16 protein-coding genes are annotated in these 15537 nt (G+C 39.5%); 2 read left to right on the top strand and 14 right to left on the bottom strand.

Features of this window, described 5'->3' with window-relative positions; translation table 11 throughout:
• Positions 1 to 59 precede the first annotated feature (59 nt).
• A complete protein-coding gene (locus ACQKIH_RS04570) occupies positions 60 to 716 on the bottom strand; it encodes a YneB family resolvase-like protein (RefSeq protein ID WP_427763662.1) in 657 nt (218 codons plus the stop codon).
• Positions 703 to 1050, bottom strand: coding sequence for a cell division suppressor protein YneA (yneA, locus tag ACQKIH_RS04565; protein WP_057984135.1), 348 nt, complete (start codon positions 1048 to 1050; stop codon positions 703 to 705). The genes ACQKIH_RS04570 and yneA overlap by 14 nt, the downstream gene beginning before the upstream one ends.
• A gap of 158 nt (positions 1051 to 1208) precedes the next feature.
• On the opposite strand from yneA, the gene lexA reads away from it, so the two are divergent.
• The gene (gene lexA, locus ACQKIH_RS04560) at positions 1209 to 1829 is read left to right on the top strand and encodes a transcriptional repressor LexA (protein WP_427763660.1); all 621 of its coding nucleotides are present in this window, start codon (positions 1209 to 1211) and stop codon (positions 1827 to 1829) included.
• A gap of 42 nt (positions 1830 to 1871) precedes the next feature.
• On the opposite strand, the gene ACQKIH_RS04555 is transcribed toward lexA, so the two are convergent.
• The 6 genes from ACQKIH_RS04555 to ACQKIH_RS04530 form a co-directional block, all read right to left on the bottom strand.
• The gene (locus ACQKIH_RS04555; protein WP_427763659.1) at positions 1872 to 2567 is read right to left on the bottom strand and encodes a gamma-glutamyl-gamma-aminobutyrate hydrolase family protein; all 696 of its coding nucleotides are present in this window, start codon (positions 2565 to 2567) and stop codon (positions 1872 to 1874) included.
• A gap of 63 nt (positions 2568 to 2630) precedes the next feature.
• Positions 2631 to 3389 (bottom strand): prepilin peptidase, encoded by a 759-nt coding sequence (locus tag ACQKIH_RS04550; RefSeq protein ID WP_427763658.1) that lies wholly within the window; start codon positions 3387 to 3389, stop codon positions 2631 to 2633.
• A 204-nt stretch (positions 3390 to 3593) separates the two neighbouring features.
• On the bottom strand, positions 3594 to 4136 hold the full coding sequence (locus ACQKIH_RS04545) for a 5' nucleotidase, NT5C type (RefSeq protein ID WP_427763656.1): 543 nt from the start codon (positions 4134 to 4136) through the stop codon (positions 3594 to 3596).
• Positions 4137 to 4316: 180 nt separating this feature from the next.
• Positions 4317 to 5651: a type I glutamate--ammonia ligase gene (gene glnA / locus ACQKIH_RS04540; protein WP_057988338.1), complete on the bottom strand. Its 1335-nt coding sequence runs from the start codon at positions 5649 to 5651 to the stop codon at positions 4317 to 4319.
• 168 nt (positions 5652 to 5819) lie between these two features.
• Positions 5820 to 6224 carry a MerR family transcriptional regulator gene (locus ACQKIH_RS04535; RefSeq protein ID WP_427763653.1) on the bottom strand — a complete coding sequence of 135 codons (405 nt, stop codon included), beginning with the start codon at positions 6222 to 6224 and terminating at the stop codon, positions 5820 to 5822.
• Positions 6225 to 6367: 143 nt separating this feature from the next.
• A complete protein-coding gene (locus ACQKIH_RS04530) occupies positions 6368 to 7615 on the bottom strand; it encodes a methionine gamma-lyase family protein (RefSeq protein WP_427763652.1) in 1248 nt (415 codons plus the stop codon).
• Between the two features lie 120 nt (positions 7616 to 7735).
• Between ACQKIH_RS04530 and ACQKIH_RS04525 the strand changes: the two genes are divergently transcribed.
• Positions 7736 to 8341, top strand: coding sequence for a trimeric intracellular cation channel family protein (locus tag ACQKIH_RS04525; protein ID WP_057988335.1), 606 nt, complete (start codon positions 7736 to 7738; stop codon positions 8339 to 8341).
• Between the two features lie 59 nt (positions 8342 to 8400).
• Here the strand turns inward: ACQKIH_RS04525 and ACQKIH_RS04520 are convergent, their stop codons facing one another.
• The 6 genes from ACQKIH_RS04520 to mutS form a co-directional block, all read right to left on the bottom strand.
• Entirely contained in the window at positions 8401 to 8703 is a 303-nt protein-coding gene (locus ACQKIH_RS04520; protein WP_427763650.1) for a rhodanese-like domain-containing protein, read from the bottom strand.
• A 69-nt stretch (positions 8704 to 8772) separates the two neighbouring features.
• Positions 8773 to 9000 (bottom strand): RNA chaperone Hfq, encoded by a 228-nt coding sequence (gene hfq, locus ACQKIH_RS04515; RefSeq protein WP_057988331.1) that lies wholly within the window; start codon positions 8998 to 9000, stop codon positions 8773 to 8775.
• Positions 9001 to 9074: 74 nt separating this feature from the next.
• Positions 9075 to 9974: a tRNA (adenosine(37)-N6)-dimethylallyltransferase MiaA gene (gene miaA, locus ACQKIH_RS04510; RefSeq protein WP_427763648.1), complete on the bottom strand. Its 900-nt coding sequence runs from the start codon at positions 9972 to 9974 to the stop codon at positions 9075 to 9077.
• Complete coding sequence (locus ACQKIH_RS04505) at positions 9964 to 10884, bottom strand: alpha/beta fold hydrolase (RefSeq protein ID WP_427763647.1); 921 nt, start codon at positions 10882 to 10884, stop codon at positions 9964 to 9966. Before ACQKIH_RS04505 ends, miaA begins: the two co-directional genes overlap by 11 nt.
• Positions 10885 to 10908: 24 nt before the next feature.
• Complete coding sequence (gene mutL, locus ACQKIH_RS04500; protein ID WP_427763646.1) at positions 10909 to 12792, bottom strand: DNA mismatch repair endonuclease MutL; 1884 nt, start codon at positions 12790 to 12792, stop codon at positions 10909 to 10911.
• A gap of 13 nt (positions 12793 to 12805) precedes the next feature.
• Positions 12806 to 15436, bottom strand: a complete 2631-nt coding sequence (gene mutS / locus ACQKIH_RS04495) for a DNA mismatch repair protein MutS (RefSeq protein ID WP_427763645.1) — start codon at positions 15434 to 15436, stop codon at positions 12806 to 12808.
• Positions 15437 to 15537 lie beyond the last annotated feature (101 nt).

Raw genomic sequence — 15537 nt, 5'->3', positions numbered from 1 at the left:
TCCAGTTAAAGTAATTCTCTTACTTTTAGCTAATGAAAAAAGACTCGAAGTGCAAGTGATTACTCTTCAAGTCTGTCAATATGTTCAATATAACGTCGATGGACAGTCGCCTTACTTACTTGATAACCAAGTCCTGTTAACGTATTTGATATTTCTAAAAAAGTGAGCCCTTTTTGACGTAAATTCACAATTTCTTCAATTGGTACTTCTTTACGTTCTCTACCTTCCTGATTGCCTCTGTTTTTCAAATTATTTTCTGGTTTATATCCATTTTCAACGGCACGGCGCATGCCACGTCGAATTTTAGCGTTATGCATACGGCGCTGGTATTCTTCCACGACTGCTAAAATTTCAAGCAGCATCGTATCCATTTCATTCAATGCTAATAGACCCGCATCGTTTAACGAATAAACCATCGCTTCCTGTTTTTGAATAAGGTGTAGTACCGCCATCCGCGCATTGCCACGTCCTAAACGTGTCTCGTCTTGCACAAATAGCGCTTTAATATCGAATGCCTTCATGTAGTCAAGCATGTCGAGTAAGCCATCTCGGTCAACCTCATAGCCACTCTGTTGATCGAGAAATACTTGCCATTCTGTATAGCCATGTGACCGTGCATATTGTGTCAATTCTTCTTGCTGTCGTGTTAACGACGTCTCTTGTGTTGATTTGTCGGTACTCACACGACAATAAATGACTGCTTTATTTTGATTCATTAGTTTCACTCGCTACTTTAATAGTATGTATTTCTGGTGATTCAGATAACCCTACGATATGTTTGGAGTTTTTTACGATAGGTACTAATAACAGCTGCCCACTTATAATTTTCCCATCACGCAATGCATTTTCCTTTTTTACCGTGACAATCCAATCATGCTCTGCCATTTTACCACGATATTGCCCAGCTAACGACCATAAAGTATCTCCTTGTTCGATGGTAATGTGTTCGTATGAAGTAATTTGTTCGTCTTTCGCTATAATAAATGCAAGAAACAGAAATGAAAATAAGAAGAACATTGTTGTAAAGCCATTTAACTTCATTTTACCCATAATAAATCGCCCCTTTAGAATGTACGTTCGGAATATATGTTCTTATAATAATAGGAACATACGTTTTTGTCAACCCCTTTTAGAACCTATGTTTGCATTCTTGTTCGCATACTGATATACTAAATTTAATAAAACTACTTATTAAAGAGGTGAGTGTGTTGACAAAAATTTCGAAGCGTCAAGAAGCCATTTTAGCTTTTATAAAAGATGAAGTTCGTACAAAAGGCTACCCACCTTCTGTCCGAGAAATCGGTGAAGCTGTTGGTTTAGCTTCAAGTTCAACTGTCCATGGACATCTAGCTCGTTTAGAAAGTAAAGGGCTCATTCGTCGAGATCCGACAAAACCACGTGCCATTGAAATTCTTGAGCAAGGAGACCCAACCATCCCAAAGCAAGGCGTTATCCATGTGCCACTAATTGGCAAAGTAACGGCCGGACTTCCTATTTCTGCCATTGAAGATATTCAGGAATACTTTCCACTACCCGATACATATGGTTCTTCGGAGGATGAATTGTTCATGCTCGAAATTATGGGTGAATCTATGATTGAGGCTGGTATTTTAAATGGCGATTACGTAATCGTTAAAAAATGCTCTGCTGCAAATAACGGGGAAATTGTCGTGGCTATGACAGAAGATGATGAAGCAACAGTAAAGCGCTTCTATAAGGAAAAATCGTATTTCCGTTTACAACCTGAAAATAGTTCGATGGATCCGATACTCGTAAACCAAGTAACGATTCTTGGGAAAGTTGTTGGATTATACCGCAACGTGCATTAAAAACAAGTATGCCGCAAACGTTTGAATCGTTTGCGGCTTTTTCTATTGTTTCTTTATCGATGCATCTATAAAGCTTTTAAATAGTTTCTCAGAAGGAGCATCATTTTCAAGACCTTCTGGATGCCACTGTACACCAATACAATATGGATGCGTTGGATGCTCAATCCCTTCAATGACTCCATCTTTTGCACGGGCATTGACAATAAATCCATCAGCTACTACATCGACAGCTTGATGATGGAAGGAATTCGTTAAAATCGAGGAGGCCCCGATAATTTGCTGTAGCTTCGATTGCTCAAGCTCCACTGTATGCGTGACTTCATGACGCATGGATACTTGTGTATGCTTCAATACATTTTCCACTTGCGTATCAATATCTTGATATAAGGTTCCACCAAATGCTACGTTCATCACTTGCTCACCACGACAAATGCCTAAAATCGGTATTTCCCGTTCAAATGCGCGCTTCATAATGAGTATATCGCTTTTATCGCGTTCATCAATGACAACACCGAGCTTATAATGGGGTTCCTGTCCAAAAATTAATGGATTCACATCATAGCCACCAATTGATACAACACCGTCCACAATATCTAATATTTGCTCAACATTTCCCTCGTTAATAACAGGCAAACAAATAGGCGTGCCTCCAGCTCTTTTAATCGCATGAATGTATGTATTATTAATCTCTTTCTTTCCTTCTACAGGATGCATCGTTAGCCCAATAACAGGTTTCATTATTTTCCTCCCCAAAATTTGATATTAGTAGCATACCATTAATAGTCAAATTTGTGTGAATGTTTAAAAATTAAAAAGCGATCCATACCACTGTAATATGGGCTCGCCGTAAAAATAGACAATGATTGCAGCAAGTGAAATAGAAGGGCCAAATGGAACAGGCGTCTTTCTTCCTTTATTACGAATTTTTAAGATGACAATTCCCACAAACATACCGATGACCGCTGCTAAAAATAGCGTCAACAACGTCTGAACCGTTCCGAGAACAAGTCCGATGACGAAAAACAATTTAATGTCTCCCCCACCCATGCCCCCTTTTGACACGACCGCGATGAATAATAAAATACCAAAGCCAACAATTGCTCCTAACAAACTATCCCACCAAGGTTCGAGTGATGCAAAAATGCGTGCAAGTATTAAAAATGGAAGGAAAAATAATAATACTTTATCTGGAATGATCATATACGCAATATCTGAAACATTAATAATCATTAATAACGATATAAATAACAGGGCCACTGCTAACTCTGGTTGCCATCCAATTTCCCAAAAGGCAAAGGCAAATAACCCTCCTGTCAAAAGCTCCGTTATCATATAAATTGGCGAAAAACGCACGCCACAGCCCCGACATTTCCCGCGCAATAATACATACGAAAATACAGGAATGAGGTCGATTATTGTTAGCTGACGCTGACAGTTCGTGCAATGGGAAGGGGGTGAAATGATGGACTCCTTTTTAGGTATACGCAAACCGACTACATTGAAAAAAGAACCGAATACCAAGCCGAAAATACCTGCAACAATGGTAAAAGTAATTGTCATACCGAACGAACCCTCCAATTTTCCCCTTAGCAATATATTAATAAAAACAGTTTTAGTGTTAACTATTACATATGTTTATACTTCTTCTTTAACTATCAAATTCCAGTTTTTATAATAATAACTTAATAAATTGGCAATTTCCAGTTTTCCACTTTAGATTTTCTCGTCACAAAAAAACGAGCGCTCACGAGCACTCGTTTTTCTTTACCTATCCAAACGCCCGATAAAATACGATCGAACATCCTGCCAATTATTCACTCGCTCAAAACCCTCAACTGTTGCATTATAAGGCATGGCATACATAATACCTGTCCCTTTAAACGCGACTAATTGCTCTGGGCTATCATCTATTAAATAATCCGTATGTATAACTGCCTTGTTTCCACAAAAGACGATATTTTGCGTTTTCAAAAACGGTAAATATTGCATCAACCAATCATATTTCGCATTAAATGAACCTGGTACATCCATCGCTGCAGTTGCAATATAAATTTCGTAATGCTCTTGTAGTTCTTTAATAACCTCAATTGCATCTGGATCGAGCAACTCTAAATCACGGAAATAATCAGGTTCATTTATAAGCTCAAATAATTTTTTGCCGTCCTCTTTTGGTAAATCACGCTGTGTAGTCAGTAAAAATTCTTCATTTGTAAAGCTTGTGCCAAAGTTTTCATTATATGTAGCGCATAGCTTTTTATAAAAATCGGCCAACACTTGGTCCATATCTATCGCAATACTTTTTTTCAACAAAATGACCTCCTCTTTCTATCTACTTTAAGTGTAATCAACGAGCAGACAGGAAACAAGTAATTCCCTTACCTTTTTACAATTTCTAAAACAAGCGATATTTTTTTTACAAAAGCTACCGTGTTTGTGGGCATTACATAGTAAAAAAACGTTGGAGCAAATCGCCCCAACGCATTTTTCTTAGTACATCTTCAAATATTGGTCGCGTTCCCATTGGTGAACAGTTGAGCGATACATGTCGAACTCAATTTCTTTTGCTTCCTTGAAGTTCGCATAAATGTGACGACCTAATGCTTTTTGTACAACTTTATCTTTTGCAAGTAACGCTAAAGCATCATCTAATGCTGCTGGTAAGTTATCAATACCGTTTGCTTGACGCTCTTCTTCGCTCATCACGTAAATGTTACGGTTGATTGCTGGTGGTGGTGTTAATTGTTGACGAATTCCTTCAAGACCTGCTTCTAAAATAACAGCCATCGCTAAATATGGATTTGCAGCCGGGTCAACTGAACGCACCTCAACACGCGTTGATATACCACGAGAAGATGGAATACGAATAAGTGGCGAACGGTTTTGCGCTGACCATGCTACATAACAAGGTGCTTCATAGCCTGGTACTAAACGTTTATACGAGTTGACAATTGGATTTGTAATTGCTGTAAATCCTTGTACGTGCTTTAAAATACCTGCCATGAATTGCATTGCACTTTCAGATAAGCCAAGCTCTGTAGATTCATCATAAAACGCATTTACTTTGCCTTTAAATAATGAAACGTTAAAGTGCATACCTGATCCTGCTTCACCGAATAATGGTTTTGGCATAAATGTTGCATGTAAACCGTGTTTACGTGCAATTGTTTTTACAACTAGCTTGAATGTTTGAATGTTATCACATGCTGTAATCGCATCTGCGTATTTAAAGTCAATCTCGTGTTGCCCTGGTGCTACTTCATGGTGAGATGCTTCAATTTCAAAGCCCATTTCCTCAAGCTCTAATACGATATCACGACGGCAGTTTTCACCTAAGTCTGTTGGTGCTAAGTCAAAATAACCACCGTTGTCATTTACTTCTAAAGTTGGCTCACCTTTTGCATCTAACTTGAATAAGAAGAATTCTGGCTCAGGTCCTAAGTTGAAATCCGTGAAGCCCATTTCTTCCATTTCTTTTAGTACGCGCTTTAAGTTGTTACGTGGGTCACCTGCGAAAGGCGTACCATTTGGATTATAAATATCACAGATGAAACGTGCTACTTTGCCTTTTTCGGCAGTCCATGGGAATACCATAAACGAATCATAATCAGGGTATAAATACATATCAGACTCTTCGATACGAACGAAACCTTCAATTGAAGAACCATCAAACATCATTTTATTATCTAATGCTTTATCTAATTGGCTTACTGGAATTTCAACATTTTTGATTGTTCCTAAAATATCCGTAAATTGTAAACGAATAAATTTTACTTCTTCTTGTTGTACGAGACGTTTAATATCGTCCTTCGTATATTTTCCCACTATGTTCCACACTCCTAAATTGGTTTCTTCCCCGAAAAATCGGTGTTTTATAATTTACACGTGATCAATTTCTAAATCAATTCTGCCTTGGCGGAATCGCGTCCAGATTTTATTCGAGTTTACTCGAAAAACTCCCCTTAAAATCTGTGACATCCGCCGGGGCTTTGATTATCGTTTAGCATCTCTTGCTGAACGATGATTGAAACGTGATAAATCCCCTTGACGGATGGACGTTTTTTGCATGCGATTAGCTTGCCGCCTCTCTTCACGCATAATTTCCCGAAGCTCTGAATCCGATATTTCCTTTTTGGCAGCAGTTGTTGCGGATTCATTTTTCTTTGCGAACACTCTTTTCACTTCTGCCATGTTCACACCTTGCTCAAGTATGTCTTTAATTTCTAATAATAGATCTACGTCGTTTAATGAAAACATGCGTCGATTTCCTGCTGTTCGGTGAGGCTGAATTAAATGATGTTCTTCATAGTAGCGAATTTGCCTTGCTGTTAAATCGGTTAATTGCATCACAATACTCATCGACAATAGCGGCATTGTGCGCCGTATTTCACTACTCACATACATTCATCCTCCTTACTTACGATTTATATTAAAACATGGAAAATTCATTGTCAATTCTGTGTAAGGAAAGCTAACATGAGTTTTTTCGAAGTAGAAAATTCATGCAATAATTAGCAAAAATCGGTCTTTTTTTCTCTACATTATTTTAACGTTTGAACAGCTAAACAAATCGCGTATTTTACATGCTCATACGTTAAGCCACCTTGAATAAACGCTGTGTATGGCGGGCGAATCGGACCATCAGCTGTTAACTCAATACTCGAACCTTGCACAAATGTACCGGCCGCCATAATAACATCATCTTCATAGCCTGGCATATACGCAGGTTCCGGTGCGAAATGGGCATTAATTGGCGAAGCGGCTTGAATTTCTCGACAAAACGCTACCATTTGCTCCGCTGTTTGGAATGATACAGACTGAATTAAATCGGTACGCTGTTGACTAAAATGTGGAGCCGTTGTCATGCCTAATTCCTCAAGCATTGCTGCTGTAAAAATCGCACCTTTTAAACTTTGTGCAACGGTATGCGGCGCCATGAAGAAGCCTTGATAAAAGTCTGCTAATGTATTTAATGTCGCGCCTGCCTCTGCCCCAATTCCTGGTGACGTCATGCGATATGCACATTTTTCTACTAAATCCGCGCGCCCAGCAATATAGCCACCGATTTTAGCTAAACCACCACCCGGATTTTTAATTAAAGACCCTGCCATTAAATCTACACCGATTTCTGTCGGTTCCAATGTTTCAACAAATTCACCGTAACAATTGTCCACAAAAATAATAGCTTGCGGTGCAATTTCACGAATTTTTACAACCATTTCGCGAATGGCTTCAATTGTAAATGATGGGCGGCTTGCATATCCTTTTGAACGTTGAATCGCAACCATCTTCGTATTTTCATTGATCGCTTGACGAACACCTTGCCAATCAATATCTTTATTATCAATTAAATCGACATGACAGTAGCCAATTTTATAATCCTTCAGCGAGCCCGTATCCTTGTCACCACCATCAACAATGGATTGCAGCGTATCATACGGTTTGCCAGTAATGTAAACAAGCTCATCTCCTGGACGCAATACACCGAATAAACTTAATGTAATCGCATGTGTACCTGAAATAATTTGCGGGCGGACAATTGCAGCTTCCGCGCCAAATACTTCTGCATATACACGTTCTAAATTATCGCGTCCTTCATCATCATAGCCATAGCCATTAGATGGATGTAGGTGGAAATCACTTACTTGATTATTGCGAAATGCCGAAAGTACCTTTTGCTGATTGAAAAATGCTTGTTCGTCCACTTTTTTATGATAATCAAACACTTTTTCCTCTATGCGCGTAGCAAGAGTTAGTGTTTCCTCTGTTAGTTTCGGTTGAAATGCCATTGTAACTATCTCCATTCTTACTTTTAATATCCTTTCTATTATACATGATTGCGCACGTATTTTGACGGAATATTGAATTACTGCTATTCTCAGTATGAGTATGTTGATGGGGGGATCACATTGGCTTGGGAGTTTTTTAGTGTCATCGGTACCGTTGCATTTGCCATATCTGGAGCAATTGTCGCAATGGAGGAGGAATATGACCTTTTTGGTGTTTATATTTTAGGGATTGTTACGGCATTTGGTGGGGGTGCGATTCGAAATATATTAATCGGGCTACCCGTTTCAACTTTATGGAGCCAGGAGATGATGTTCCAAATTGCGCTCGCCGCCATTACGATTTTCTTTATTATTCCCAATCGTTTAATTAAACATTGGAACCGTTGGGGGAATTTTACCGATGCTATTGGTTTATCAGCTTTTGCTATTCAAGGGGCTATGCATGCGGTTTCACTCGATCTGCCGATAGGTGCAGTCATTGTTGCAGCTGTCTTAACTGGCGCTGGAGGGGGAATTGTTCGAGATTTACTCGCTGGAAGAAAACCGATTGTTCTTCGTCATGAAATATACGGCGTTTGGGCGGCGAGTGCTGGTCTGTTTATCGGGCTTGAACTTTTGTCAGGAGATTTCTTTTTATTCACACTCTTTTTTATCATCGCATTATTGCGTATTTTATCTTATACATACAGCTGGCATTTGCCGCGTCGAAAAATTCAATCTTTATAATCTAACAAAAAAAGCACAATCGCGATTTCATTCATTCGCCATTGTGCTTTTTTCAACGATTATTTAAATTCTAACTCGCCTTCATACGCAAGCATACCGCCTTCAAGGTTCGTTACATCAAATCCTTGAGCTGCTAAATATTCACATGCATTGGCACTACGCACGCCACCTTTGCATACGACAATATATGATTTTGATGCATCTAATTCTGCTGTACGGTCTGGAATTGAGCCTAATGGAATATGTACTGCACCTGGAATCATGCCTTCTTCCACTTCAAAATCTTCGCGTACATCAATGACATGTAAATCTTCATTGGCATCTAGTAAGTTTAATAACTCATCTGTTGTTAATGTTTTCATTTTAAAAAATCCCCCAATACTTCAGTGTCACCTGTCATTATAATTGATACAACGACAAACTGCGAATTTTTATTCTTCGTCGGGTCCGAATGCCACTGGTTTTGCAGGGATAAACGTTGAAATAGCGTGCTTATAAATCAATTGTTGCTTACCATCTGAATCTAATAACACTGTAAAATTATCGTATGATTTTATGATTCCTTTTAATTGGAACCCGTTCAGTAAAAAGACCGTTACAAAAATATTGTTTTTTCGTAAACTATTTAAAAATGTATCTTGTAAATTAATCGGTTTCATGAAATTACCCCTCTTCTCTATTTATTCATTACATAATAAACATTCGGCATGAGTAATATACTTTCCTTCATGAATTAGAAAAAAGTTTTCACTTTGTCCCAATCATTGCCAATCCACTGCACATCCATTTTATTTCTAAAATAGGTTAATTGTCTTTTTGCATAGCGTCGTGAGTTTTGCTTAATTTGTTCAGTCGCTTCTTCTAACGTCAGCAGCCCATCTAAATAAGCATACAATTCCTTATAACCAATCGCTTTAATCGATTGAACGTCGCGAATTTCATCGTCATAAAGCGCACGTACTTCCTCTACTAAACCTGCTTCAAGCATGAGATCCACACGTAAATTAATGCGTTCATACAGCTTTTCACGGTCCATATCCATGCCAATAATTAAATGATTGTACAGTGGCACATCTCCGCGATTAAACTGCTCTTCCGCTCGAGAAACGCCTGCTAATTCCGCCATTTCAAGTGCACGAATGACTCTTCTCGTATTATTCGGGTGAATTTGCGCCGCTGCTGCTGCATCGACTTGTGCTAATTTTTGATGCATCACTTCCGGACCAAGCTGAGCTAGTTCCTCGTAATATTTACTGCGCGCTTCTTCATTTACTTCTTGCTTCGTAAATTGAAAATCATAGAGCACCGATTGGACATATAAACCCGTTCCACCAACAATGATTGGCAATTTTCCGCGTGACCTGATTTCCGCCATTTTTTCTCGCACAAGCTGCTGATATTCCGCCACAGAAAAGCTGTCTGTTGGCTCTTTAAAGCTTAATAAATGGTGTGGGATACCGTCCATTTCCTGTTCCGTAATTTTTGCTGTTCCAATGTCCATTTTTTTATAAATTTGCATCGAATCACCGTTAATGACTTCACCGTTCATTTCCTTAGCCAAACGGATGCTAAGTGCTGTCTTTCCTGATGCGGTAGGGCCAATAATCGCCACTACGTCTAACTTATTTTCCATCTTTTAACCACCGTAAAATCATTTCATAAGAATATTTTTTGTTGCGTTCATTTAAAATTTCATGGCGCATCCCTTCAAAGAGATACACCTTTACATGATCTACTCCTGCCTCTTGAAGCTGTTGCCCGACTTGAACGACACCTTTTCCAGCATCCCCCACCGGGTCCTCACTTCCACTTACTAATAGAATCGGTAAGGATGGGCGAATTCTTGAATTTTCACTGACTTTATTGAGCATTAATAAGCCATCAGTTAAATCCACGAAAAACTGTGTCGTGGCAATAAATCCACATTTTTCATCCTGAATATACTTTTGAACTTGCTCCTCATCGGTTGAAAGCCAATCAAAGGACGTTTTGGCATTTTGAATTTTGTTATTAAAATTACCAAAACTTAATTTATCTAACAAGGGACTTTCCACGTTCGCACCCTTCATTTTTACAAGCTGCTTTGCTAACACATTGCCTGCTATATGAAGTGGTTTGACTGTACCAGTCCCACTTAAAATGACGTGATCGAGCAAATAACTATATTGTTGAATAAAACGTCGTGCAATAAACGAGCCCATGCTATGTCCAAATAACGTGAGCGATTTGATGTCCAACTGTTGTCGCAACAATTCAATGACTTCAAATACATCCTTTACAACACGCTCGAATCCATCCTTCTCAGCAAAAAAACCGAATTGTCCATTTTGTTGCGCCGTTGCGCCATGTCCACGATGATCGTGCATCGAAACGGAATAACCTTCATCACACAAAAATTTCGCAAAGTGTTCATAACGCGCTGAATGCTCCGCCATCCCGTGCAAAATATGCACATGGCCACTCACTTGTTTAGCAGGTATATACGTTGTAACAAATACTTGATGCCCATCACTCATTTGAAAATAACAAGAATTTTTATCCAACATTTTTCACCCTTTCATTTTGGCTTACATGACGCGTTTAAACATTTTTTCAACTTCATACGTTGTAAAGTGAACTAAAACCGGTCGCCCATGCGGACAAGTAAATGGATTTTCTACTGCTCGCAAATCTGTTATTAAGCGCTCCATTTGCTCTTTATTAAGGAAATGGTTGGCCTTAATCGATTTTTTACAGCTCATCATTATGGCTGCGTCTTCTCGTAATTTCTTAATATCCGTTTTCCTCGTTTTTAACACTTGTTCGATGAGCTCTTCAATCACTTCTTGTTCCTCACCTTTCGGGAACCATGTTGGATATTCGCGAATGACAAACGAGGCATGCCCAAACTCTTCTAAAAACACACCGACTTCTTCAAGCGCACTCATCGATTCTTTTAAATTGAGCGCCTCGTCTGCTGCATAATGGAAAGTAAGTGGCATGAGTAACGCTTGGCGCTCATTGGCGTTCACTTCTCCAACCTTTTCTTTAAAATATTCATATTTAATCCGTTCTTGTGCCGCATGTTGATCAATTAAATAAAACCCGTCCTCCATTTGCGCCACAATATATGTCCCATGAATCTGACCAACAATTTCTAACTGCGGGAACGGTTGCTTCGGTGAATCTGGCTGCTGTTCCTCAATTTTTTCATGTTGGAACGGTTCAACTTGTAAAACAGGCTCCTGTATAATTGGCTGCGTTTCAAATGCTTCGAAAGGTTTTGTTTGTTCCACTCGCTCATAATAGGGAGCTGGTGCAAATGGTTCCTTAACAACCGATTGTTGCTCATTTGTTAAACGCTCGACTAATTCGTCCATCTTCGTTTCATCCAATGTAGCGGCGGATGTTTTTGATGGATTCCATAAATTCATTTGCTCGCCAGGTACACGAACAGGTTTTTCTTTTTTCTCAGCAACAGGCACACGTATAACATCGCGAATCGTTTGACGCAATGTATCTTCAATTAATTTTAGCAATTCTGGCTCTTTACTTAACCGTACTTGATGTTTCGCTGGGTGTACGTTGACATCCGTTAATTGCGGGTCTCCTTCTACATAAAGCAACACGATTGGAAAGCGTTCAATCGGCAAATACGTATGATAAGCATCGGTAATCGCTTTTTGAATAACGAAATGCTTCACCCAGCGACCATTCACAAATAACGACATATAGTTTTTAGAAGCACGTGTCACCTCTGGTAAGGAAGCAAAACCATAAATTTTATAATCTTGATTTATCCCTTCAAAAGCAATCATTTTTTTCGCGTTGTGCGTCCCGTAAATTGCCGCTAACACTTGCTGCACTTGTCCGCGCCCATTTGTTTGTAATAGCGTTTGTCCATTATGAACGAGTTTAATCGCCACAGTTGGATACCCGAGCGCAATACGATTTATAAAATCAATCGTATGCCCGAGCTCCGTTTGAATCGTTTTTAAATATTTCAAGCGCGCAGGTGTATTAAAAAACAATTGCGCAACTGTAATATCTGTCCCTTTTCTTAATGAAGTAGGTTTATGTTCTTTCAAGCGCCCCCCTTCTAAATAAAGGTGGACACCCCCCTCACCATCCGAAGTACGCAGCGTAAATTTCGAAACAGAAGCAATCGATGCTAATGCCTCTCCGCGGAACCCGAGTGTACGAATGCGGAATAAATCTTGTTCCTTCTCAATTTTGGAAGTTGCATGACGGGAAAAGGATTTGAGCGCATCTTCTTCGTCCATTCCACTGCCGTTATCTACGACTTGAATCGTACTTAATCCCGCTTCTTCGAGGAAAATTTCGATTGACGTACTATGCGCATCAATCGCATTTTCGACCAGCTCTTTGACGACCGATGATGGGCGTTCAACTACTTCCCCAGCCGCAATTTTATTGGATAATAATTCATCCATAATGTGAATTTTCCCCATCCGGCACGCCTCCTTATTTATTTTCTAAAAGTTTTTGTTGCCACTCATATAAAACAGTCATTGCTTGCATCGGTGTAGTACCCATGACATTTAATTTTGAAATGGCTTCGAGCACTTGTTGTTCCGCTTCTGAAATCGCTGGGGCATCGGTCATTTGGAATAATGTTAGCTGTTCCACAGGCTCTTGAACCATTTGTGCAAGCACAGGTGGCTGGGGAACCGGTTCTTTAAATGCAGGCGGTTCCTCGATTTTCACCGCTCCCTGCCTAGCATCCTTCGCCTCAAATTCTGCTAATAAATCACGTGCCCGCTGTAAAATCGGCTGCGGCATTTCAGCAAGTTCTGCCACGTGTACACCATAACTTTTATCTGCTGCACCCGACTTCACTTTGTGTAAAAATACAACGCGTCCATCTTGTTCCGTCGCACTGACATGGACATTTTGCAAACGGTCTAATTGTGTTTCTAAATCCGTTAACTCATGATAATGCGTTGAAAATAACGTATTCGCTCCAATTTCCGTATGAATATATTCCATCATCGCTTGCGCTAAACTCATGCCGTCATATGTCGATGTTCCGCGCCCAATTTCATCAAAAAGCATCAAACTATTTTTCGTTGCATGGGTAATGGCATGCTGTGATTCAATCATTTCCACCATAAACGTCGATTGACCAGCTGCTAAATCATCTGCCGCGCCAATTCGGGTAAAGATTTGATCGGTAATCGGTAACACCGCCTCTTGTGCCGGTACGTAACAGCCCATTTGTGCAAGCACAACAATGAGTGCTACTTGGCGCATATACGTACTTTTACCCGACATATTCGGTCCCGTAATGAGCATCATATTTTTTTCATCGGATAATAAACAATCATTCGGCACATAGCTTTGTTTATTGAGCATTTTTTCTACAACCGGGTGGCGCCCTTCGATAATTTTCAGTGCACGCCCATCATGAAATACTGGTTTCGTAAAACGATATTTATCCGTTACGTTCGCAAAACTCATATACACATCTAGCTCACTAATTTGTGCTGCTAAAGCTTGTACACGTGGAATATACGTTTTTAACTGTTCGCGTAAAGCGACGAATAAATCATATTCTAACGCTAAACTTTGCTCTTCTGCATTTAAAATAAGCGCCTCTTTTTCTTTTAACTCTTCTGTAATAAAACGCTCCGCATTCGCTAACGTTTGTTTGCGTTCAAATCGTGCTAAATCGGTATTGCTTAAATGCGATTTCGTTATTTCAATATAGTAACCAAACACGCGATTATAACCGATTTTCAAGTTTTTAATGCCGGTTAATTCACGTTCTTTTTGTTCTAATTGCGCAATCCAGTCTTTGCCGTTTCGAGAGGCATCACGGTATTGATCGAGCTGTTCATTATAACCATCTCGCATAACGTCCCCTTCTTTAATCGAAATCGGAGGGTGATCCGTAATGGCATCTGTTAATAATTGCTCGACATCCCCGCATAAATCAAAATTTTCCCCTAATCGAATTAATTGCGCTCGACCACTTTGTATTAGTTTTTCTTGAATGGCTGGCACTTGGCGTAATGATTCTCTCAGTTGGGCCAAATCCCGACCGCCTACCGAGCCAAATGCAACACGCCCCGCTAAACGTTCTAAATCATAGACATTTTTTAATAGTTGCTGTAATTCTTCACGAACAAAAAACTCTTCCAGTAATTCCGTTACAACTTCTTGTCTTGCTTCAATCGCCACTTTATTGGCAAGTGGCTGGTGCAACCATTGCTTTAATTTACGTCCGCCCATTGCAGTTACGGTGTCATCTAAAAGCCATAAGAGTGTCCCTTTCGAATCGCCGCCACGGATCGATTGAATGAGCTCTAAATTACGTTTTGAATTCGTATCAATTTTTAATGTTGTTTTTTCTTCTATATAAGTAAATGTTTGAATATGGTACAAAGAACGCATTTGAGTTCGCTCTGCATACTGCAATAATCGTTTCGCGACCACTTGTAGGGCACTCGGAATATTTTGTACATATTGCACGGCACGTCCCTCATCCATTTCCTGCTCTTCAAGTGATACGACAATACCCGCATTCATCGCATAATCCGCGATTTTTAGTTGTAATTGCTCTGTAACAATGACTTCTTTGATGGCATAAGCTTGAAGCTGTTGAATTAATTCTTTCGCTTGCCCTTCAATCAACGACACATTTGCCTCACCCGTTGAAATATCTAAATAAGCAATCGCCATTTCGTTGTCAGATAGACTTTCAGCAGCTGCGATAAAATGATTCGTTTTGCCATCAAGTGCTTTACCTTCCATAATCGTTCCAGGTGTCACAAGCTGTACTACTTCACGTTTGACAACACCTTTTGCGTGTTTTGGATCTTCCGTTTGCTCACAAATCGCGACTTTAAATCCTTTTGCTACAAGTGTTTCAATATAACCTTTTGCAGCATGATGAGGCACCCCACACATCGGAATCGGGTTGTCGGTATTGCCTGCGCGTGCTGTTAACGTAATTTCTAGGAGCTGTGATGCTTTTACCGCATCATCAAAAAATAATTCATAAAAGTCGCCTAATCGGTAAAATACGAAGGCATCTTGATAGTCCTTTTTTACATCTAAATATTGGATCATCATTGGTGTATATGTTGTCATTCTTAATTTCCCTCACTTAATCAATTATGCCTCGGTAGTATTACGTTCATTACGTAATTTAGTACTACTTGAACGTAGATAAACTTGTATTTGTTATTATA

The sequence above is a fragment of the Solibacillus cecembensis genome (genome assembly GCF_050272495.1).
GTDB classification, from domain to species: domain Bacteria; phylum Bacillota; class Bacilli; order Bacillales_A; family Planococcaceae; genus Solibacillus; species Solibacillus cecembensis.
The sequence above is the reverse complement of the archived record's forward strand: the minus strand, read 5'-3'. Positions and strand labels throughout refer to the sequence as shown.